The 22,209-nt window shown below is 40.3% G+C and carries 17 protein-coding genes and 1 riboswitch; of the genes, 11 read left to right on the forward strand and 6 right to left on the reverse strand.

The genetic code is table 11. The annotated features are described in order from the left end of the window. The first annotated feature begins 5 nt into the window (after positions 1-5). A complete protein-coding gene (locus tag RTR43_RS03700) occupies positions 6-965 on the forward strand; it encodes a substrate-binding domain-containing protein (protein ID WP_248734487.1) in 960 nt (319 codons plus the stop codon). A 93-nt stretch (positions 966-1,058) separates the two neighbouring features. Then, complete coding sequence (gene rbsK / locus RTR43_RS03705; protein ID WP_312469738.1) at positions 1,059-1,991, forward strand: ribokinase; 933 nt, start codon at positions 1,059-1,061, stop codon at positions 1,989-1,991. Between the two features lie 192 nt (positions 1,992-2,183). Here the strand turns inward: rbsK and tagU are convergent, their stop codons facing one another. From tagU to RTR43_RS03730, 5 genes are all read right to left on the reverse strand, one after another. Beyond that, positions 2,184-3,110 (reverse strand): polyisoprenyl-teichoic acid--peptidoglycan teichoic acid transferase TagU, encoded by a 927-nt coding sequence (tagU, locus tag RTR43_RS03710; protein ID WP_312469740.1) that lies wholly within the window; start codon positions 3,108-3,110, stop codon positions 2,184-2,186. 500 nt (positions 3,111-3,610) lie between these two features. Then, complete coding sequence (locus RTR43_RS03715) at positions 3,611-4,801, reverse strand: N-acetylmuramoyl-L-alanine amidase (RefSeq protein WP_312469741.1); 1,191 nt, start codon at positions 4,799-4,801, stop codon at positions 3,611-3,613. A 528-nt stretch (positions 4,802-5,329) separates the two neighbouring features. Beyond that, entirely contained in the window at positions 5,330-5,434 is a 105-nt protein-coding gene (locus tag RTR43_RS03720; protein WP_312469743.1) for a YjcZ family sporulation protein, read from the reverse strand. A gap of 436 nt (positions 5,435-5,870) precedes the next feature. After that, positions 5,871-6,026: a hypothetical protein gene (locus RTR43_RS03725; RefSeq protein WP_312469745.1), complete on the reverse strand. Its 156-nt coding sequence runs from the start codon at positions 6,024-6,026 to the stop codon at positions 5,871-5,873. 156 nt (positions 6,027-6,182) lie between these two features. Beyond that, complete coding sequence (locus tag RTR43_RS03730; RefSeq protein ID WP_312469746.1) at positions 6,183-6,419, reverse strand: hypothetical protein; 237 nt, start codon at positions 6,417-6,419, stop codon at positions 6,183-6,185. A 211-nt stretch (positions 6,420-6,630) separates the two neighbouring features. Between RTR43_RS03730 and wecB the strand changes: the two genes are divergently transcribed. The 5 genes from wecB (at position 6,631) to RTR43_RS03755 (ending at position 15,760) form a co-directional block, all read left to right on the forward strand. Next, positions 6,631-7,779 carry a non-hydrolyzing UDP-N-acetylglucosamine 2-epimerase gene (gene wecB, locus RTR43_RS03735; protein WP_312469808.1) on the forward strand — a complete coding sequence of 383 codons (1,149 nt, stop codon included), beginning with the start codon at positions 6,631-6,633 and terminating at the stop codon, positions 7,777-7,779. 209 nt (positions 7,780-7,988) lie between these two features. Beyond that, the gene (gene gloA2 / locus RTR43_RS03740; RefSeq protein ID WP_312469747.1) at positions 7,989-8,375 is read left to right on the forward strand and encodes an SMU1112c/YaeR family gloxylase I-like metalloprotein; all 387 of its coding nucleotides are present in this window, start codon (positions 7,989-7,991) and stop codon (positions 8,373-8,375) included. 318 nt (positions 8,376-8,693) lie between these two features. Next, on the forward strand, positions 8,694-13,610 hold the full coding sequence (locus RTR43_RS03745; RefSeq protein WP_312469748.1) for an OmpL47-type beta-barrel domain-containing protein: 4,917 nt from the start codon (positions 8,694-8,696) through the stop codon (positions 13,608-13,610). Between the two features lie 315 nt (positions 13,611-13,925). Beyond that, positions 13,926-14,585, forward strand: coding sequence for a 5-bromo-4-chloroindolyl phosphate hydrolysis family protein (locus tag RTR43_RS03750; protein WP_312469750.1), 660 nt, complete (start codon positions 13,926-13,928; stop codon positions 14,583-14,585). Beyond that, a complete protein-coding gene (locus RTR43_RS03755; RefSeq protein ID WP_312469752.1) occupies positions 14,582-15,760 on the forward strand; it encodes a toxic anion resistance protein in 1,179 nt (392 codons plus the stop codon). Before RTR43_RS03750 ends, RTR43_RS03755 begins: the two co-directional genes overlap by 4 nt. Before the next feature lie 183 nt (positions 15,761-15,943). On the opposite strand, the gene RTR43_RS03760 is transcribed toward RTR43_RS03755, so the two are convergent. Further along, on the reverse strand, positions 15,944-16,720 hold the full coding sequence (locus RTR43_RS03760) for a M15 family metallopeptidase (protein ID WP_312469754.1): 777 nt from the start codon (positions 16,718-16,720) through the stop codon (positions 15,944-15,946). 225 nt (positions 16,721-16,945) lie between these two features. Then, a riboswitch (cyclic di-GMP riboswitch) is annotated at positions 16,946-17,030 on the forward strand. 52 nt (positions 17,031-17,082) lie between these two features. Between RTR43_RS03760 and RTR43_RS03765 the strand changes: the two genes are divergently transcribed. The 4 genes from RTR43_RS03765 (at position 17,083) to RTR43_RS03780 (ending at position 22,116) form a co-directional block, all read left to right on the forward strand. Beyond that, a complete protein-coding gene (locus tag RTR43_RS03765) occupies positions 17,083-17,247 on the forward strand; it encodes a hypothetical protein (RefSeq protein ID WP_312469755.1) in 165 nt (54 codons plus the stop codon). A gap of 368 nt (positions 17,248-17,615) precedes the next feature. Then, positions 17,616-17,762, forward strand: coding sequence for a hypothetical protein (locus tag RTR43_RS03770; protein WP_312469756.1), 147 nt, complete (start codon positions 17,616-17,618; stop codon positions 17,760-17,762). Between the two features lie 576 nt (positions 17,763-18,338). Continuing rightward, the gene (locus RTR43_RS03775) at positions 18,339-20,024 is read left to right on the forward strand and encodes a serine hydrolase domain-containing protein (RefSeq protein ID WP_312469757.1); all 1,686 of its coding nucleotides are present in this window, start codon (positions 18,339-18,341) and stop codon (positions 20,022-20,024) included. Between the two features lie 28 nt (positions 20,025-20,052). Then, positions 20,053-22,116, forward strand: a complete 2,064-nt coding sequence (locus tag RTR43_RS03780; protein ID WP_396954527.1) for a glycoside hydrolase family 3 protein — start codon at positions 20,053-20,055, stop codon at positions 22,114-22,116. The last annotated feature ends 93 nt before the right edge of the window (positions 22,117-22,209 follow it).

Genomic DNA, 22,209 nt, shown 5'->3' on the forward strand with positions numbered 1-22,209 from the left:
AGAAGATGAAAAAGGTTATTTCTCTGTTAGCAATGCTTGCAATTATCATTGGTCTTGTGGGGTGTAGTATGGATGAAGGATCGAGTTCAAAAACATCCGGTTCGAAATCTAAGGATGGTAAGTTAAAAGTCGGTTTGTCAATGAATACCCTTAATAACCCGTTCTTCGTTGCAGTTAAAGAAGGGGCAGAGGCACAGGCGAAGGAAGATAAAATTGATCTTGTTGTTACGGATGCACAAAATGACCCTGGTAAACAACTAGCGGACGTAGAGAATCTTTTACAGCAAAATATTGATGTGTTAATTATTGACCCAGCTGATAGCGATGCCATTGCTGAGGGAGTCAAAAAGGCTAACGATGCAAAAATTCCTGTATTTACAATTGACCGTCAATCAAATGGTGGAGAAGTTATTACACATATTGGATTCGATGCACTTAAGTCTGGTGGAATTGCCGGAAACTTTTTAAAAGATGCACTTGGTGGAAAAGGGAATATTGTTGAAATTCAAGGGATTTTAGGTACAAACGTAGGGCAGTACAGAAGCAAAGGGTTTAATGAAGTAGTGGACGCTACTCCTGGATTTAAAGTGGTGGCAAGACAGGCTGCTAACTTTGACCGCGGTCAGGCAATGAAGGTTATGGAGGACATCCTTCAAGCGAACCCTAAGATTGATGGTGTATACGCAGCAAATGATGAAATGGCACTTGGTGCATTAGCTGCGATTGAAGCAGCAGGACGGCTTGATGAAATTACATTAATTGGCTGTGATGCCGTAGATCCTGCGATTGAAGCGATTAAGGGTGGAAAATTAGAAGCAACTATCGCTGAACCACCTGTTTTCCTTGGAAAAGAGGCAGTAAAGACAGCTTTGAAAATCTCTAAGAAAGAAAGTGTTGAAAAAGAAGTCATTCTTGATTCTACACTTGTAACTTCTAAGAATGTAAATGAGGTTAAGACAAAGTAATCGTTGTGTGGAATTAGCTGGTTTGAATACATTAGATTGGTAAAAACGCAATCCTTTTGCGTTTTTCCTATTTTATCAAATAGGAGGAGAATTATGTCAAAGGTTGTTGTAGTTGGAAGTTATGTTGTTGATTTAATGAGCCGGACACCACATCTTCCGAAACCGGGAGAAACCGTTCTTGGCGGTCCGTTTAAGATGGGACCTGGGGGGAAAGGGGGAAACCAGGCAACAGCTGCGGCACGCTGCGGTTCAGAGGTCACGTTTGTAACGAAATTGGGTGAGGATGTTTTTGGAAGAGAAGCATTGAGTCATTTCCAAGCTGAGAATGTGAATACGGAATTTATAAAGGTGGATCCTAGTCAGGCTACAGGGGCTGCGTTGATTGCTGTTGATGATAAGAGTGAAAATAGCATTGTCGTTGCACTTGGGGCGTGCGGGACGATTACGGAAGCAGAAGTGTTAGAAGCGGAAGAGAAGGTAAAAGATGCGGACATCGTTTTGCTTCAATTAGAAACTAGTATTGAGTCAGTTGTGACTACGGTGAAGCTTGCTTGGAAGCATCAAGTTCCGGTTATTTTGAATCCAGCTCCCTATCAGGAGTTTCCAAGAGAAATTCTTCGAGGTGTCGACTTTATTACTCCAAATGAAACAGAAGCTTTTGAATTGAGTGGTGTCGAGGTTGTCGATGAAGGTACAGCGCTGGCAGCAGCGAAAAAGATTCATGAAATGGGTGTCGGTACTGTAATCATCACCTTGGGAAGTAAGGGAGCATTTCTTTACACTGGCGGTGAAAAAGGAGAATTGGTTCCGGGATTTAAGGTTGAAGCTGTTGATACGACAGGGGCAGGAGATGCCTTTAACGGCGGATTTGCTCACGCATTAAGCTCTGGTTCGTCAGTGAGAGAAGCCATGACCTTCTCCCATGCGGTCGCAGCCCTCTCAGTTACAAAAATAGGCACAGCTCCAGCCATGCCGTATAAACATGAAGTAGAAAACTTTTTAGCACACCTTGGTACTGTAAAGTAAACAAAAATAGAGTTATAAGTATGGCTGACACCCACTGAAAGATAAGGGTGTCAGGCACCACTCGTGGACATTTGTCTTTATGGGGTGGATACAGGACGATCAGTTGTTAAATTATTCAAAGTAGGGATGAAAAATGGCTGACTCATGATATCGTTTTTTGAACGATTGGTAGAGTCAGCCATTGGTCATCCATTATTGCAATTCTAATTGTTTCTTTAGTTCTGCTTGAATTTTTTGCTTTTCTTCTGGTGAGACCAGGCCGTAGTAAATTTTATCGATCTTTGTGCCGGTTTCGTTTATCTCCATTTGTTGAATGTTTTTTCCAGTCTCCCGATAATTCTTTTGAATATCCATTATCTGATCAAACGTAAGATTTGTTTTAATATTTTTTCCAAGTGCAGTAAAAATATGTGAGAAATTCGTTAAGGATGACAAGCTCATGCCTTCATTAATCACCGCTTGAATGATCTGACGCTGCCTTGATTGACGGCCAAAATCTCCTCGTGGGTCATTATATCTCATTCTTGAAAAACTAAGGGCTTGTTCCCCATTTAGCTCTATTTCCCCTTTAGCAAAATGGAAGCCGCTCTCTGTGAAATCTAGGTCGTTTTGGACCTTTACACCGCCAACAGCATCGACAATATCCTTAAACCCCTGCATATTAATTTGCATATAATAGTCGATTGGAATATCAAGGAAATTTTCGACGGTGTCCATCGACATGGGCACACCACCGAAAGCATAGGCATGATTGATTTTATCCTCTTTGCCCTTTCCGATAATTTCCGTGCGGGTGTCACGAGGGATACTAAGCATTTTTACAGATTTGTTGTTGGGATTTACAGTTAAGACAATAATCGTGTCAGATCGCCCTTTGTCCCCTTTTCGTTCATCAACCCCTAGCATTAAAACGGAAAAAGGATCCTTTTTTTCAAAGGCTACGGGTTTCTCCCGTTTAACAGACATTTCTCGTTTGAGTGGTTGATGCATCGTCACAACTGCATTTTTAAAAGAGCGATATACGGTGTAACCGTAAGCCCCTCCAGCTATCAACAGTACTAAAAGGACTATTCCGGTTACTTTTAACCATTTTTTAGATTTTTTCTTTTGAGACCTCATGTTATTAACCCCTCCAAAAAATTACCAAATAGAATGTTTTATTAATATATAGGTTACTGGCACCGCTCGTGGACAGGCGAGGTGAGTGGCAGTATTCAATGTAGTTCTGGTTCATGGAGATTTAGAGTTTTAGATGATTATAATGATATATAAGTAGTCATGATATCCGCTAGAATGGGTAAGGTATGTACACCACCTCATTATTTAAGTGTTTTAAGAGTCATTTGTTAGTGTAGCAGCTAAAGGGTAAGCTTCAACTTAGTCTCCAATTTGAAAAATGTAAATTCCTATACATTTTACCACTTGTAGTAAAAAAATCCCATTATTATTCTGATATGTAATTATGATAGGAAGTTTGATCCGACTTGAACAAGTTTTAAATTAGAAGGGCAGGAGGATTTTTTTGCTAGTTTTGGATGATTCATTTTTTTGAAAAGGGAGGATTTGTAAGAAAGTGGGAAAATTAAAAGCCCTTCTTCTAGGAAGAGGGCCCTGCTAAACTATTGCTTTTTAATTTGGCTTGAATGCGTTATTTCGTCTGAGTTTAATGGGGCGTTTTCACCAGCGAAAGGGATTGGATCGCTATCAATAGTGTTATGAATGATTGGGGATATTTCATCACCCCCAAGGTTTTCACCAACAGCCGGCGTTGTATCTCCACCTGTATTATCACTTGCTGGAGTTTTTCCATCCACACTTCCACTTTTGTTTCCGCCAGCTGGAGGTGCTGCTGCTTCGATTAATGCACCATCTTTGCCAAAGGTATATTCTTTACCACTAATAGTCTGTTGACCGGATAACATCGACCCATCGGGATCAAGGTAATACCATTTGTCATTATCTTTTAGCCAGCCAATTGCCATTTCACCGTTTGATTTCAAGAAATACCACTTGGATTTATATTTAATCCAGCCTGTGACCATGGCTCCATCCTTACCGAAGTTATACCATTTATTATTAACTTCCACCCAGCCTGTCTTCATAACTCCATTGTTATCAAGAAAATACCACTTACTCTCATCTTTCACCCAGCCTGTCTTCATAACTCCATTGTTATCAAGAAAATACCACTTACTCTCATCTTTCACCCAGCCGGTTTGCATAACACCATTGACATCAAGAAAATACCACTTATTCTTAACCTTCACCCAACCTGTTTGTTTCCTGCCATTTTTATAAAAGAACCATTGAGCATCCTTTTTCACCCATCCATTATTGGTACTCTGACAGCTTTTAATAAAACTGCTCCATCGAAGTAGTAAATTTTGGGGGCAGTTCTTACTCGTCCAATGCTTATGAGGAACAATATGATCAATCGGTATGATATATCTGCTCATTAAATATTGGACGACTTCGACTGTATTAGAAACCGTCTTCTCATAGTCGCCGTCTGTATTCACACACATTTCGATATGAATCGACGTTCGATTGCCGGGGCCGTTTCTACCATCGCCGGCGGCCCAAGCCACCTCATCAAACGGAATCGACTGTAGGATTTCGTGGTCATCGATTTGCAAATGCCAAGATGCTGTCCGATCGTTGCCGCGCTGCTGTAATCGAGCATGTGCCTCCGCATCTGCTCCCGCACTTGTATTATCGGTTTCATGAATGGTAATGAATTTTGGCACCAATTTTAGGCCTGGACGAGTGTCGTTGTTAGACACAGGAATGAGTCGTTGAATAATATTCATGGTTAATCCTCTCCTTTATATATTATTTATATAAAAAAGGAGCATTTGGTCAGGGCCTAGGCTTATTTAACTGTGTTATTTGAAAAAAAGTATTATGGGGCTAGGTTGGAAAAAAAGCAGATCAAAATGATTTAATCAAACTCTAATCGAACTCCGTAATGTCGTTTTAGTGAATAATAAGGTTTTCACGGTGCATTTTTTTCAACTGTAGAAGGTGTAGATTGCAAATTTTACACCATTGAAGATGAATCGGCTCAATTTAAATTACTGGAAGCACCAACAAAAAAAGAGGCCCTCAAAAAAGCACGAGAATTTTTAGTAAGGATAGGTGTACAGCCAAAACTTTCAGGGTAGTCCAGAGTAAGAAGCAAAAAGTTAAGGTGATTTTGTTAAACAAAAAGCCCTCGGGCACAGAGATACCAGAGGGCTAATAGTAGATGGGATACATTGTTGGAGGAGTATTATATTCCATCTACCATACTGACAGTGCATTGAAATGTTGTAATAAGTGTCGCTAATTGTTGGAAATTAGTATCCACCTAACATGAAAGATGCCCCAACAATAATCAATAGGATGAAAAGAACAACGATTAAAGCGAAAGGATTATGACGATGTTCGCGTTCGAAATCCATAGTGTATCACCACCTTTATTAAAAGCTTGTACATTCTATGAAATGATAGTGGATTCTGTTACGGACAAGCGCGGAAAAGTGTACCACATTAAACAGCGAGTTAATTAGCTGTTGAGGAAAAGTGCGAAGTTAAAAAAGAAGCGTCGCTTAGACGCTTCAATAAAGATGGACAGCATGAAAATTCTAGTGCTCGGCTTACATTATTTTATAAAAAACTTAAGAAATAGTTTGGGCAAATACGATATACAAAAGAACAGTACCTAAATGAGATGTCCAGTAATGCAAAAATAGAGATGCAACAAAAGAACCAAGAACACGTGCTTCAGTAAAGAAAATACAAATAGCCTAGACGCTCCCGAAGAAACAACTAGGCTATTTCCATTTCTAAAAGCATTTAATTTCGACAAAAGTGGTTCATTTATTTCAGTGCTAGAAATTATTGTGTTAGCCCTTCATCAGTAGCAATTGGTTGAATCTCATTCGTACTACCCTTTTTATTTTTATCATTTGTACCGTTCTGTTCCTCGAGTTGATGAAGCTGTTCTTTTACTGCTTGAGAGTTTATCATATTACTCTGAGTATCTTTATTCATTTTTCTATTACCTCCTTCGTTATTAAGATGGTTCTTGATTATATTGGGGAGATCACATAAATTTTATGCAAGATTCGATTCTTTTTTATAAAACCAAAAACCTTGAAAATGTTTCCTTAGGTGCAACCAATTGTGCTAACGGGCTTTATTTTATAATTATTTTATATGATCATTTGTTAAAGGAACAAACAACTTATTACCATCAGGTATACCAGGAAGACCTTCGCGCTTTCGGACTTCATTGATTGTGAGTAATCCTTTTTTCATAAGTTCTTGATAGCGTTCGAGTTTCATTTCACTACCTTGCCTATATTTACCAATCTTCCAGATATCCACATAAGCACCGTTACCCTGTGGACAAACCTTTCCTTCTTGATATTCCCCTTTTGTCAATTGAAATCTATCTTTATGCTCGCAACATAAATTTCGGTAATCGCTTTTCCCTTCATTTGTTATTTGTTATCATGTTAATGGGCTTATCTTAGTCGATCATTTTTTTATTCTTCATGAGAATTGTGACAAATGAGGGCTTTTCTAACCGTTAATTTTTCAATTAAAGATATGAATTGTATACTAACAGTAGATAGACGACTTGGAGGTTTTTATAGTGAATCAATTGAAGGTAATGACAGTTTTTGGGACCAGGCCAGAAGCAATTAAAATGGCTCCGCTTGTCAAAGAATTAGAGAAATATCCTGATAAAATAAAATCAATTGTAACGGTCACAGCACAGCACCGCGAAATGCTAGACCAGGTTTTGAATATTTTCGAAATTACACCTGATTACGACTTAAATATAATGAAAGAAAGACAATCATTGATTGATGTTACGACTCGATGCTTAGAAGGGCTTAACCAGGTGTTGGCGGAAGTAAAACCAGATATTGTCTTGGTACATGGTGATACCTCAACAACCTTCGTGGCAAGCCTGGCCGCTTTTTATCATTCCATTCCGATTGGACATGTGGAGGCAGGACTCCGGACACATAATAAGTATTCGCCATATCCTGAGGAAATGAACCGCCAGCTGACGGGCGTCTTGGCTGATCTTCATTTTTCGCCAACAGTTCAATCGAAGCAAAACCTTTTGGTTGAAAATAAACGAGAAGAGGCCATTTTTATCACAGGTAATACGGCGATTGACGCGTTAAAAACAACCGTCAAAGCTAATTACACTCACGCTGTGTTAGACAAGCTAGGGAATGATCGATTAATTTTAATGACGGCACACCGCCGTGAAAATACGGGAGAACCAATGGAAAACATGTTTCGTGCGATTCGCCGGGTGGTTGAAAAGCACGAAGATGTTCAGGTGGTCTACCCTGTCCATATGAACCCTGTGGTCCGTGAAATTGCCAATCGAATATTGGGAGATAACGACCGAATTCAGCTCATCGAGCCGCTAGATGTGATTGATTTCCATAACTTTGCTTCAAGAGCCTATTTGATTTTAACTGACTCTGGTGGTGTTCAGGAGGAGGCACCTTCCCTCGGAGTGCCAGTGCTTGTGTTACGTGATACAACGGAACGGCCGGAAGGAATTGAAGCGGGTACATTAAAATTAGCAGGAACCGATGAAGAGACCATTTATGGTCTGGCGGATGAGCTTTTATCCAACAAGAAGGCACATGACCAAATGGCAAAAGCCTCAAACCCATACGGAGACGGCTTCGCCTCCAAACGAATCGTGGAAGCCATCCTCTACCACTTTGAAAATGACACGGAGAAACCAACCGACTTTGGTGCAAACTAAAGTAGTGTTAAAGTTTCATTGAAATGGTGTCAGGCACCATCCGTGGACATTTGTCTGTGTGGAGAGGACACTTCAGGATGAGATGTGGTTTCAGTTGTTGATGCTGCAAGTTGAGTATAATCCAATATTTATTTGCCCCCTTTGTCTAAGAAGACGGGCAAGGGAGTTGTTTTTCGGACTATGGTAGATGAGAAAAGGCGAGATCATTCATGAGGTTAACGAAAATACATCATATTGCGATAATCTGTTCTGATTATCAAAAATCAAAGGATTTTTATGTTCAGATTCTTGGGATGAAGCCTGTTCAAGAGGTTTACAGGGAGGACAGAGATTCCTATAAACTGGACTTGGAAGTGAATGGGTATTATCAGATTGAGTTATTCTCGTTTCCAAATCCACCAGAAAGGCCGAACTATCCGGAAGCGGTGGGTTTAAGGCATCTAGCACTCGAAATAGAAGACATTGAAGAGGCAGTTTCTTATTTAAAGGGACAGCAAATAAAGGTCGAGGCCATTCGTGTCGATCCTTTTACAAAGAAAAAATTCACTTTCTTCGCTGATCCTGATGGACTCCCAATAGAACTTTATGAACAATAATAGTAAAAGAGGAAATAAATGAAAAGAAGCAGGCTGTCATTTCTGATAGCCTGCTTTTTCCATTCTTTCTCTTATTATCACCTACGAAATATCATCACCAACTAAAGTAATAAAACTATATTAATATATTTTTAGAAAATTATGTAAAATATATGTCGTTTTATAGTATAATATGACTATCGCCTAATAATTCTAAATTTTAGTATTATTAGGCGTGATACTAGTAACTATTGCATCGGCTATTAGGGGGTGGATTTAAAGAGATGATTTCTGTTTTAGAGAGTAGAAAAAAATAAGATTTGAGAGGGGTTTGTCAGATTGAAGGTTAGACAAAAACGAAAATTATATAGTAGTTTCCTAGTTTTAACTATGATCTTTACATTGTTATTTCCAGGATTCGGGAGAGCTCAAGCTAATGGTAATACATCTACCAAGAATCAGTTGAGTAGTGCAGCATTAACGCAAATGAAGACTTTGATTGCCCAGCAAAAGGCTGGATTAAGCAAGGCAGCAGTCCTGCACAAGGATTTACAAAACCTTAGCGGCGATGAAGAGGTAGCTGTAATCGTCGAATTATCAGAATACCCAGTTGCATTAGTAAAAGGAATCAATAAAGTTGCGGGAAAAACAACAACTAAAACGGAAGAAAAAACCATTCAGCAAAAAGTGGTTACCCAGCAGCAAAAGTTTAAAAATAACATAAGTGCAAAGGGCATTAAAGCCAAGGTTGGTTATACTTACAACTACACTTTCAATGGTATGTCTCTTAAAGTAAAAGCAAGCGAAGTGAAAGACCTTCTTTCCATTGAAGGTGTAAAGATGGTTGAACCAGACGCAGAAAGGCATGCTTTAGGAAAAGAAACTCATGGCGATACGGTTAAGCCAGCGATGAATACGAGTAATCCATTCCTAAATGTTCCGGCAGTTTGGAATTTAGGTTATCAAGGGAATGGTGTCAAAGTAGCTGTCCTCGATACTGGTATTGACTACAATCATCCAGAATTTGTAGGAGTGTATAAGGGTGGATATAATTTTATCGACCAATCCAGCCGTGCCAATTATACGCGTGATCGAGCTTTTAACGATCCATATGAAACTTCTCCATTAGACCGCCCATCAGGAAAGGCTGAATTTGATGCAGACGGCAACCCCTTCTATTCGGATCACGGTACACACGTTGCCGGAACAATTGCTGCACAAGGTAATAATCCATTTGGAATTAAAGGATTAGCGCCAAAGGTAGAGCTATATGCTTATCGTGTATTAGGTGCATATGGAAGTGGATCCAATGCAGGAGTTATCGCCGGAATCGATAAAGCTGTTCAAGAGAAAATGGACATTATCAATCTTTCATTAGGTAGCAGCGATAGCAATAGCCAAACTTTATCAGATGCTATCGCTATAAATAATGCCGCACTTGCCGGTACGACAGCCGTGGTGGCAACTGGTAATGACGGACCGAACCGAGGGACCATTGGCAGCCCTTCAACAGCAGCGTTTGCTATTTCAGTCGCAAATTCAACTGTTCCCGGAAAAACGATGGCAGGACAAGTTAATGTAACGCTTGGAGGTTCTGCACTTACTTCTTATAACCTTAATTTAATGGGTTGGAAATTTGGTCAAGATCCTAAGGATGTTTTAACAGGTACTTATGATGTTGTTGCCGTTCCAGGCCTTGGAGAAGCAAAAGATTTTACAGGTTTGGATGTAAACGGAAAAGTCGCACTTATCTCACGGGGTACGATCGCCTTTGTTGAAAAAATTGCCAATGCGAAGAAGGCTGGAGCAGTGGCAGCGATTATCCACAATAATGGTGGAGCAAACGGTAATGGACCGACTGATGTATTCCTTAGTGATTCATTCTCATTTATCCCAACCTTTGATATGTCGACTACAGATGGTAATACATTAAGAACAGCGTTACAAACGAAAAAAGCCACTGTGACATTCAGCAATTTTACAACAGGGACAACTGCTGGCGATGATATCAATAGCTCAAGTTCACGTGGACCGGCCAACCCGAATTTCGACCTCAAGCCAGATGTTTCCGCACCAGGAACGGATATTATGTCCTCAGTTCCAGCTTACGGCAAAGACTTCCCAGATGCAGACTACTCCAAATCGTATGACCGTTTCACTGGGACAAGTATGGCGACTCCGCATGTTGCCGGGATTGCAGCCCTACTAAAATCAGAGCATCCAAATTGGACGCCATTTGATATTAAGGTAGCCATCTCTAATACGGCAAAGCAACTCAATGTAACGAAATATGACGTGTTTTCACAGGGGCCAGGACGTGTTCAACCGTATCAGGCTGCTACAACAGAAGCATTAGCTTATTCATTAGATAAAACGAGTTTTTCTGGAAAAACCTATGACAACATCAAAGGTACGGTAACATTTGGAAATGTTCCAACTGATGCTAATAATCCATCCACGATTACAAAGGATATTTTAGTAAAAAATCTAACAGGTAACGCTAGTGACTATGCGGTAACGGTACAAGTTACGAAAGCTGCGACAGGTACTTTAGCCGGAACAACTGTGAAAGTGGACAAACCGAATTTTAATCTAGCAGCCTCTGGTGAAAACTCATTAAAAGTCACATTAAACGTTCCAAAAGGTACAGGTACTGCTGGAAATGAAATGTTTGGATATATCCACATTACCAATGGAAAAACGAAGTTAATTTTACCGTTTGCTGCAAACTTTGCTCCACCAACGGGGTTAAAGAATTTCTCTATTGATAGCAAAGTTATTTCGCCGAATGCTGACGGCAAGTTAGACAGCACAACGGCTCGCTATGAGTTTTTTGATCGTCAATACATTACTTATATGGAACTGTGGGATGCAAGTAATCAAACTGCAGGTGAATATGGTGATGGATATCTAGGATGGTTAGTGAATTCAACTTCAACTACCACTGGAGCGAAAACAGTACCGTTTAATGGAAGCTACACTGATTGGACAACGGGTAAAAAGGTGAATGCTCCTGATGGTGTATATAGCCTTGATTTAACTACTCTAAATGTAACTGAAGATGATGTTGTAGTTTCGGATTTTATTGGTCCAATTTTTGTCAAAAAGACTGCTCCGAAAATTGTCACAGAGGCTACCTATAATGTTAAGACTTCAACTTATGACCTATCAGGAGCTATTGAAGACTCCTTTATTGATTGGAAGTCGTTAGTCGAAGAAGTCTTTGAAGAAGATTATGATGTAAATTCGAAGTTGCATGCAAAATATGAATTCACAAACAGCAAGGGTGAGAAGCAAGAAGGCACAAAGCCAATCACACTTGTTCAAGACGGTAAATTTAAGCTTTCTTTAAGCGGTCTAACCCTTGGAGAAAACAAAGTTAAGCTTATTGTCGATGATGAAGGACAAAACCATGCTGAGAAAGTAATTGTAGTTAACCTTGTTGATGTTGATGCTAATGCACCAGTAACGACGGCAAAAGTTACTGGCACTGCGGGTATAAACGGCTGGTATACTTCTGATGTATCGGTTGAGCTTTCAGCAACAGATGAGGGAACGGGTGTTAAAACAACGGAATACAAAGTAAATGACGGTGAATGGATTACTTATTCCCAAGCAATTAGTCTAAATACTCCTGGAACAACCAAAGTTGACTACCGAAGTGTAGATAATGCCGGAAACGTTGAAACAACCCAATCACTTACTGTAAAAATTGATAAAACGGCTCCAGTAACAACGGCAAAAGTCACCGGAACAGAGGGCACAAACGGCTGGTATACTTCTGACGTCAATGTTACGCTTTCAGCAACAGATGAAGGAACGGGTGTTAAATCAACGGAATACAAAGTGAATGGCGGTCAATGGACTGCTTACTCCCAAGCAATTAGTCTGACTACTGCTGGAACAACCCAAGTTGACTTCCGCAGTACAGATCATGCTGGAAACGTGGAGGCAACTCAATCACTTACTGTGAAAATTGATAAAACGGCTCCAGTAACTACGGCAAAAGTAACAGGTACTACCGGAGAAAATGGCTTCTACACGTCTGATGCAGCGGTTGATTTAACCGCAACAGATGCCACTTCTGGCGTAAAGGTTACTCAATACAGAGTGAACCAAGGCGAGTGGAAAGATTATACCTCCTCCCTTAAATTAGCAACTGATGGAACTTTCAAAATAGAATACCGTAGTGTTGACAATGCAGGCAACACAGAAGCGGTTAATTCGGTAGAAGTGAAAGTTAAGAAGACTGCTCCAGTTGTTACAGGCGTTGAAGACGGCGGCCTATACAACCATGATGTTAAGATTACTTTTAACGACGGAAATGCTACTATTAATGGCTTTCCGTTTAAGAGCGGCGATGTTGTGAAAATGGATGGAACCTATACGTTAGTAGTAAATGGCACTGCTGGTAATAAGACAACCATCAAATTCACGATTGACCAAACGGCTCCAGTAGTAAACGGTGTCGAAAACAATGCTCTCTTCAATTATGATGTTACCATTGCCTTTAATGAAGGTACGGCTACTCTAAATGGAAAGGCATTTATAAGTGGAGATGTTGTCAGGGCAGACGGATCCTATACTCTAATAGTGACGGATAAAGCTGGAAATAAAACTACTGTTAACTTCAAGATTGATCAAACGGCTCCAGTTGTTAGTGGAGTAGAAGATGGTCAAAAGTTTGTCAAAGGTGTCACGATTACTTTTAATGAAGGAACCGCAACTTTAAATGGATCTAAGTTCAATAGCGGAGATGCAGTTAAAGCGAACGGAACCTACACCTTAGTAGTAACCGATGCGGCTAGAAATGAGACAACGGTTAAGTTTGCGGTTACAGGCGGCTGGCTGAAGGAAGCTGGTGCTTGGTATTTCTACAAAAATAGCGAAAAAGTAACAGGCTGGGTTAAAGATTCTTATAGTTGGTATTACCTCGACAACACAGGAAAAATGCTCACTGGCTGGGTTAAGGTCAATAACAAGTGGTATTTCTTGAACAGAACTGGCGCGATGGCTACTGGTTGGGTTTTAGATAGTAACAAATGGTATTATCTAAATGGCGACGGGTCTATGAAAATCGGCTGGCTATTCCAAAATGGCAAATGGTATTACCTAAACTCAAGCGGTGACATGGCTATTGGCTGGAAAAAAATAGGAAACAAATGGTACTACTTAAATAAATCCGGTCAAATGCTATCCAATACCGTCGTTGAAGGCTACAAACTAGGCAAAGATGGAGCTTGGAAAGGCAAATAAACTAAAATCAAAAAACAAAAAGAAGAGCAAGACCATAAATCGTGGTCTTGCTCTTCTTTTTTACACTGTCCTCTACACAAGGACAAATGTACACAAGTGGTGCCTGACACCATCAATGACACCATCAAAGAAAAAATACGTCTCTAGCCCTAGATTTCTTTCCGCTTGAAGTCTATAGCAGGCAGGATTTTTTTCGTGTATTGTGGAAGTAGTAAATGGAAATAACTTTCTTCTGATGAGTTTTTTCACGGAAGTGAAACCTTTATTTGCTTTCTTTCGTATGAATATAATGGATAAATAGTCAGGAGTCGATTAATGATGAACCCTTTTCTTTCGTTTATTGTCCGCTCGTTTGTGGCCGTCCCGATAACAGTAATCACTTGGCTAGTATGCATTTTCCCAATTGGGCTGACATTTTGGCCGTCAGCAGGGTATGCAATACTTGGGGGAATCCTTACCCATGTTGTCCTTTCCTTATACATGAACCGTCAATTTATAAACAAGCATCAGCTATCAAGAAAAGAATACCGCTATATTAAGAAAAATTTAGTCGAAGCAAAACAGAAAATCAATCGCCTGAATAAAAACCTTTTTACGATTCGTGATCTTGCATCTGTAAAGCAACGGCTTGATATTCTCCGGATTACAAAAAAAATCCACAAGATGACCGCTAAGGAGCCGAAACGCTTTTATCAAGCAGAGCAGTTTTATTTTTCCCATTTAGATTCAGTCGTCGAGCTCACTGAGAAATATAACTTTTTATCCTCCCAGCCGAAACAAAACATTGAAATGGGGCAATCCCTCATTGAAACGCGTAGAACATTAAATGAAATGTCAAAGGTTTTGGAAGAGGATTTATATCATGTGATTTCTAATGATATCGATACATTGAATTTTGAAATTGATGTAGCAAAGCATACGATTAATAAGCAAAAGGATTCTAAATTCCCTGAAAAGAATAGGTGGATTAAATGAGCGAAAACAACCCATTGGAACTGAATAAAACTGGAAATTTATTAGATGATATACTAGCCGATCCGTTTGGTGATAAACTTGAACTGGCCAAAGACCCTGTCGCACAAACCAGTGAGGTTAAACCGGTCAAATTAATTGATGTGATTCCGGAGGAGAACCGGGCAAAGGCGTATCAGATTGCTGAGCAAATTGATCCGACAAACCATCAGTCGATGATTTTATACGGAACCCAAGCTCAAGGAAAGCTATTATCCTTCTCACACATGATGCTTGAGCATGTTCAGAAAAAGGATGTTGGCGAAATTGGAGAAATCATTAGTGATTTAATGAAGAGGCTTGATGAGGTAAATCCAGATGAACTTAAGGATGGGAAGCCATCCTTGTTTGCTCGTATGTTTGGGAAAATTTCCGGCTCTCTGCAAGAGGTACTTTCCAAATATCAAAAAACAGGAGCGCAAATTGACCGGATCAGTGTGAAGCTGGACCGCAGTAAAAACGTCCTGTTATCCGATATCAAATTGCTTGAACAGCTTTATGAAACAAATAAAGAATATTTCCATGCTTTGAATGTATATATTGCCGCGGGGGAAATTAAGCTTGAAGAAATGCAGGAGAAAACCATCCCACAGTTGAAAAGAGCGGCTGAAGCGACAAATGATCAAATGAAATTTCAAGAAGTCAACGATATGATTCAATTTGCCGACCGTTTAGACAAGCGTCTGCATGACTTGAAATTAAGCCGTGAAATCACGATTCAAAGTGCCCCGCAAATCCGATTGATTCAAAACACGAACCAAGCGCTTGTGGAAAAGATTCAATCGTCGATAATGACGGCCATTCCATTATGGAAAAATCAAGTGGCCATTGCATTGACACTCATTCGTCAACGTCATGCGGTCGAGGCTCAGAAGCAGGTTTCTAAAACAACCAATGAGCTACTGTTGAAAAATGCAGAAATGTTAAAAACGAATACAATCGAAACCGCGAAAGAAAACGAGCGCGGCCTCGTCGATATTGAAACCCTCAAGAAAACTCAGGAAAGCTTGATCAGCACGCTAGAGGAAACAATGCGCATCCAAGAAGAAGGCAGACATAAGCGCCGCCTTGCAGAACAAGACCTAGCTACCATGGAAAATGACCTGCGATTGAAGTTGTTGGAAATTAAGGGGAAATAACACAAAAGGTGCCTCTACTGCAAAAGAGCTGCAGCAGGGGCACCTTTTTTTATTTTAATGTCCGCCCTACGAGGACATTTGTTCATCTGTGGTGTCAGGCACCATCTAGGTACCATCATAAAAAAAGGCACCACATTAAAAGTGATGCCACACTAGAAAGCAAAAGGAACACCAATCAACCAATTAATTATTGACTGGAGTAGCATTGACGTATTCCTCGAGGGTAATGCCGCGGCTCATGATTTCTTTGGCAATTGATTTTCCAACGTAGCGGATGTGCCATGGTTCGTATGTGTAGCCGGTGATAGCATCTTTTCCTTTTGGATATCGGATGATAAAGCCGTATTCGGCTACATGATCCTCAAGCCAGGCTGCCTCTTCCGTTCCGCCGAAGCATTTTTCGGCTGCACATTTTCCGTCTCCACCGGTCACATCAATGGCAAGGCCTGTTTCGTGCTCACTCGTGCCAGGAACAGCACTATAGGTTTTGGCTGCTTCATAGCCATCTCTTTTAACATAGGAATTAAACAAAGACGTTTGGACAGCGTGAGATCTGTAGGCCGAAACACCTAGTAAATTTACACCGTCTTGTTTGGCGCCAGCAAATAATTTTTCGATTGCAGCGGCGGCAATTGCCCGCATTTTTCGTTTTTCTATTTTCTCTTTAAAGGTGAAAGGTATATTTGGATAAGTCAAATCATTTGGCGTGTAATCATCAGGCAGCTTATTCAGCTTGTTAATTAGAACAGGGACTGTTTCAGGATTAGATACAACTTGGATGCTTGTACCATTCTGACGATACTTGACATTTTTAGTGTCAGCTGATGGCTTGTTAGCAGAGGGTGGAGATTGGGTGACCATTTTTTTATCGTTTTGTACAAAATTATTTTTTCCTGAGCAACCTGCTAAAGGAATCATAAGAGCGATAGAACAAAGAATAATAGATCGAAATTTTGCCATGTTAAACTTCCTTTTTATTAAAATTATCTTCATTTACAGCATGGGCATTATAAGAAGCTTTAAAACATACTAGTAAAATAAAGCCCACACTCCCAAGACGTTAGTAAATCGCAATATGTTACATGTTTTTTATTTTCCACAATGACCAAATTTTTACACTTTCTGGGTCTATTGACTCTTTTTTTTATTTATTAAGTTGCTTATATTTTTTATAAACACATAAATCGTACGAAACGGCAAAACCATTGAAAAATGGTGACGCAAAACTAAAGGGGCTAATGTTTAACGACGATGCTTGCCAGTTACCGAACACGACTAACTCCTTCGATTTATGTCAACCAACTTATTGAGGAGGTTTTCATGTGTTGAAAATGATTATTAGGGGTAAATATTATTATCATTTATTCCAGCAGCGCCACAACCAACTGTTGCAGCAAGATTGCCTTTGTGACGAGTTAAGAATGAAGCTAAAGGTGAAAGCAACATATCATAGTAGTAAAGCTGTTGAACTGGGCTCAAGGATGTAACTGGATCAAAAATGGAAGAAGCCTAGAATGTCAAGGATTTTTATTATGATAAGACACTACGCTATCTTTAAACATATCAAAAAATAGAAGTGAAGAAAAGAAAAATAATGTCGAAATCAATAGGGAAAATTTCCCGCTATTTCAATCTCTCTCCAAGCAAAAGCACCGATGATCCCGGCGACCAAGTTTGTACATGTTAACCCCTTAAATATTGAATGCGCTTTCATTTTATCTTGGCAAAAACTAACTCTAGCGATTAAACGATTTGGATATTTTGTCAATCGGTGAACATACTCATATTGACACCTCGTTTAGGGTAAATACAGCCTTTCAAATTGGTTATTCTATTAGTAAAAGGAGGCTTTTTTTTGAAAAATAACATGGATGAAACAAGTGAAGGATTGAATCAAATTTTCGAGATTATTAATGCAAAAGGCGATGAAGGTGAACTTAAGGAAATTGTTGAAAAAGAAAGAATATCCACCAATAAAAAGCAAGCTGACATATCAGAATAGAGAATCAATAGTGGGGAAAGATGGGACTTAGAATATATTTCTAGGTCCCTTTGTTATGGACAATGGAGTTATCCTCAAGGTAGGTAAAAAGTTGTGAATAACATTATAGAAATTGTGGATATTATTTTTAAAAATGTGGATAAACGCAGGCGAAATGTGGATAAAAAAATTTCGGGTCAATTAATGTCGGTAAACAATAAAAATATGTTGATAAACTTGTGGATATCATTAAATTGTTGTTGGTAACTTCTAAATATATGTGGATATAGCCTTTAAATCTGTGGATATTACATATCCGTCAACTGGGCTTCAAGGAAAGGTAACCTATATTTGCCTAACTGATTCTAGGGGTTCACCTGTCTTGTATATTTAATTTCAAGAAATTTCAAAAAATGGTACTAATGATGCACTGCTTTATACCCGATAATATAAGCAAATAGGGCTTTAATAGGACGTATGTGGTATAGACAACTATACACTGCTGCAGATATGATTAAAATAAGTTGTAAGCGTTATCATCTTTCTATACATAACGGGACGCCTACAATTAATTCATTAATTATCAAAGGGGGACTTATGAAAAGAAAAACCTTACTCATTTCTTCAATTTGCACCGTTTTTTTGGGAACCACCACTGCTTTTGCGACAAGTGACACAACCATTGTTCCAACGATTGAAAAACATGAAAAAAAGAGTTCTTCTACATCACAGAAACCTCACCCAGTTTTCACCTGGAATTCAACAGTCATCCCAGTATCAAGCGTTCTTCACCCCAGCTCGGCAAGAGGGGCTGGCATGGTAGAAACGCCGCTTCAGCAAATCGACCAGATTATTAACCAAGCGATTTCGGAAAAAATCATGCCCGGTGCAGTTGCCTTTGTCGCTAGGGGTGGGAAAATAGTGAAACATACAGCCTATGGTAATTCGGCTCAATACATCGACGGCAAGTTTACCGAAATGGAAAACCCAGTTCCGATGCACGAGGACACGATTTTTGATCTGGCATCCATTAGTAAAATTTTCACAGCTACAGCCGTGATGATTCTTTTTGAAAAAGGATTATTTGAACTGGATGACCCGGTTGCCAAGTATATTCCGGAATTTGCTGCAAACGGCAAGCAAAATGTCACCATCCGCCAGTTGCTGACACACACATCCGGCTTTGTCTCCTGGATTCCTCTCTATACGAAAGGGAGTTCACGCGATGAGAGACTGCAGTTAGTTTTTAAACAGTCATTAAAAAATCCTCCTGGCACGGCCTATGAATACAGCGATTTAAACATGATTACATTAGGTGCATTGGTGGAACGATTATCCGGCCAGCGTCAGGATGAATTTGTGAAAGAGCATATCACCGGGCCTATAGGGATGAAGGACACGATGTATAATCCACCAGCTCGACTGAAAAATCGCATTGCTGCGACTGAATTTCAAACCACTCCGAATCGCGGCCTGGTTTGGGGCGAAGTTCACGATGAGAATGCTTGGTCGCTTGATGGGGTGGCTGGCCATGCCGGTGTTTTTTCAACAGCTGAAGATCTTGCTAAGCTAGCTCATATTTTCATCAACGATGGAAAGTATGCTGGAAAAAGGATCTTGAAGCCAGAAACGGTTAAGCTATTGCTCGAAAATCAGAATGAGAAATTCCCTGGTAATGACCATGGACTTGGCTGGGAACTTGGCCAAGGCTGGTATATGGATGCCTTATCGGAAGGAACCTATTCCTTTGGACATACTGGTTATACAGGAACATCGATTGTCGTCAGTCCGAACAATAAAACGATTGCGATTTTACTAACCAACCGTGTTCATCCGAGCAGAAATACCGTGTCCACGAATCAAACAAGAAGATTGTTTGCTCGGCAGGTAGCAGACGCCATTCCAGTTTCGATTCCTGGCAAGGATTCGGCTTGGTTTGCCGGGTATGGAGATAAGCTGAACCGTGTGATGGAGGCTGACCTTCATCTGAAAATGGACGCGAAACTGATGTTTACTACTTGGTATATGACCGAGGATGGCTGGGATTTCGGCAATGTGGAGATCTTCAAAGACGGCGCCTGGAAAAAACTTGCTGAGTTCACTGGCGCAAGTAATGGCTGGGAGAAAAAAGAAGTGACGATTCCGAAAGACGCAGAAAAATTGCGCTTTCTTTACAAAACGGATACGGCAACGAACGGCCGCGGCTGGTATATCTTGAATCCGAAACTTGATTCTTCGGAGCTGAAGTTTAGCAGCAATGAATGGCAGTTAAGAAATTACTAATTTTTAAAAAAATAGAGGAGGGGAAACCATGCGTAAATTTTTCAAAATGTTTATCACCTCATGCTTGGCATTTGCCCTATTGTTATCAGGGATGCCGCATTCGAAGGCAACAGCGTCTTCGGGTATCAAGGATGTAGTCATTGACCTTAACGTTCCGCAAGTGACAAGAGAAGTGAAAGACAACAAGATTAATTTAAATGCCCTACATGTTTATGAAGACGGCCACTTTATGTTGGCTTCGGAGAATCTAACCTGGAAGTCTTCCAATAAAAATGTCGCCTCTGTCAAAGAGGGTTTAGTTACCTTATCAGGGCACAATGGAAAAACCTTTATCTCTGTCAGCGATGACAGGTACAGTGACCGAATCTCGATTCAATACAAAGGGAATCAAGGAGAAATCTTGATTGAAAAAGAAAAAGGATCACGCTATGACCTCATTGGTAATGCACTTAAGCATATGTCGATGAAAGAAAAGGTCGGGCAAATGCTGATGCCGGATTTCCGTACATGGAAGGGTAGCAATGTCACGAAAATGAATGATGAAATTGCCCAACTTGTTAAACAATATCATCTTGGCGGCGTTATATTGTTCCGTGAAAATACGGTAACGGCTGAGCAAACAACGAAGCTAATTAGCGCTTATCAGGACGCAGCGGAAAAGTATGGCCTGTTGATTTCCGTTGACCAGGAAGGTGGAATCGTTACCCGCCTGCAATTCGGAACCGATTTTCCAGGGAACATGGCGCTTGGAGCCTCAAGGTCTGAAGAGGTAGCCGAAAAAGTGGGTAAGGCGATAGGGGAAGAGCTTAACGCTGTTGGCATTAATATGAACTTTGGACCTGATCTCGATGTTAACAATAATCCTGATAATCCAGTCATCGGGGTTCGTTCGTTTGGTGAAAGTCCAGAACTCGTTGCCAAATTGGGCAAAGCTTATATCAAAGGGCTTCACGAAACTGGAACTGCTGCAACAGCAAAGCATTTTCCTGGGCATGGTGACACCGCAACCGATTCGCATTTAGGACTGCCCGAGGTGCCACATGATATCGACCGTTTGAAAAAGGTGGAATTATTTCCGTTCCAGCAAGCGATGAATGCCGGAATTGATGCCGTAATGACTGCTCACGTTACTTTCCCGAAAATCGATAATACAAAGGCCATTTCGAAAAAGGATGGAACGGAAATTGCTGTTCCCGCCACGCTATCCCACAAAGTGTTAACGGGTCTTATGCGCGAGAGTATGGGATTTAAGGGAGTGATTGTGACGGATGCCATGAACATGCAGGCCATCGTCGACCATTTTGGTCCAGTAGATGCCGCTGTTCGTGCAGTGAAAGCAGGAACGGATATTCTCTTAATGCCGGTAGGTCTTGAATTAGTAGCCAATGGCCTATACGATGCAGTGAAATCCGGTGATATTTCAGAGGAAAGAATCGACCAGTCAGTTGAGCGGATTTTAACGCTGAAATTAAATCGCGGCATCGTTAAGGCTGAAGTGGAAAAGAGCCTTGATGAAAAGATCGCTAATGCTATAAAAGTTGCGAGATCAGCGGAACATTTACAGGTAGAAAAAGAAGCAGCGGCTAAATCGATTACACTTGTGAAAAATAACGGTGTGCTTCCGCTGAAGTCGGCAACTGACGATAAAATTGTGGTTGTCGGTTCGAGTGCTTCTGTTTTAACAGCTGAAGTGAAAAAGCACCATCAAAATGTAACCGTTATTGATACCACGGCTCCACTTTCAGCACAAAATTTGGCGATAGCGAAAACGGCAAAATATATCATTGTTGGAACGAATACTTCGACAGTGAGCGGAAGATTGCCTTCTGCCAATTTAATGAAGCTGGCCAATCAAGTGATAGAGCAAACGGAAGCATCGGTTATTGGCGTAGGGATTCGAAATCCATATGATGTTATGTCTTACCCTAATGTAGATGCTTATCTTACACAGTATGGAACGAAGGATGTAAGCTTTGAGGCAGCTGTTAACACGATTTTTGGCGTAAATAAGCCAACGGCCAAGCTTCCGGTTACGATTTACAGCCAGGATGGCAGTGTATTATACGGATTTGACCATGGTTTAGGATATTAATTTTTCTAGGTAGAGTCTTGTTTTGACCGAATTTAAGGTTTCGTCCGTTTTTTAGAGTGTTTTGACTATTTTCCAAGGGCTTTTGTCCATTTT

The organism is Neobacillus sp. (assembly GCF_031988165.1).
GTDB lineage: Bacteria > Bacillota > Bacilli > Bacillales > Cytobacillaceae > Neobacillus > Neobacillus rhizosphaerae.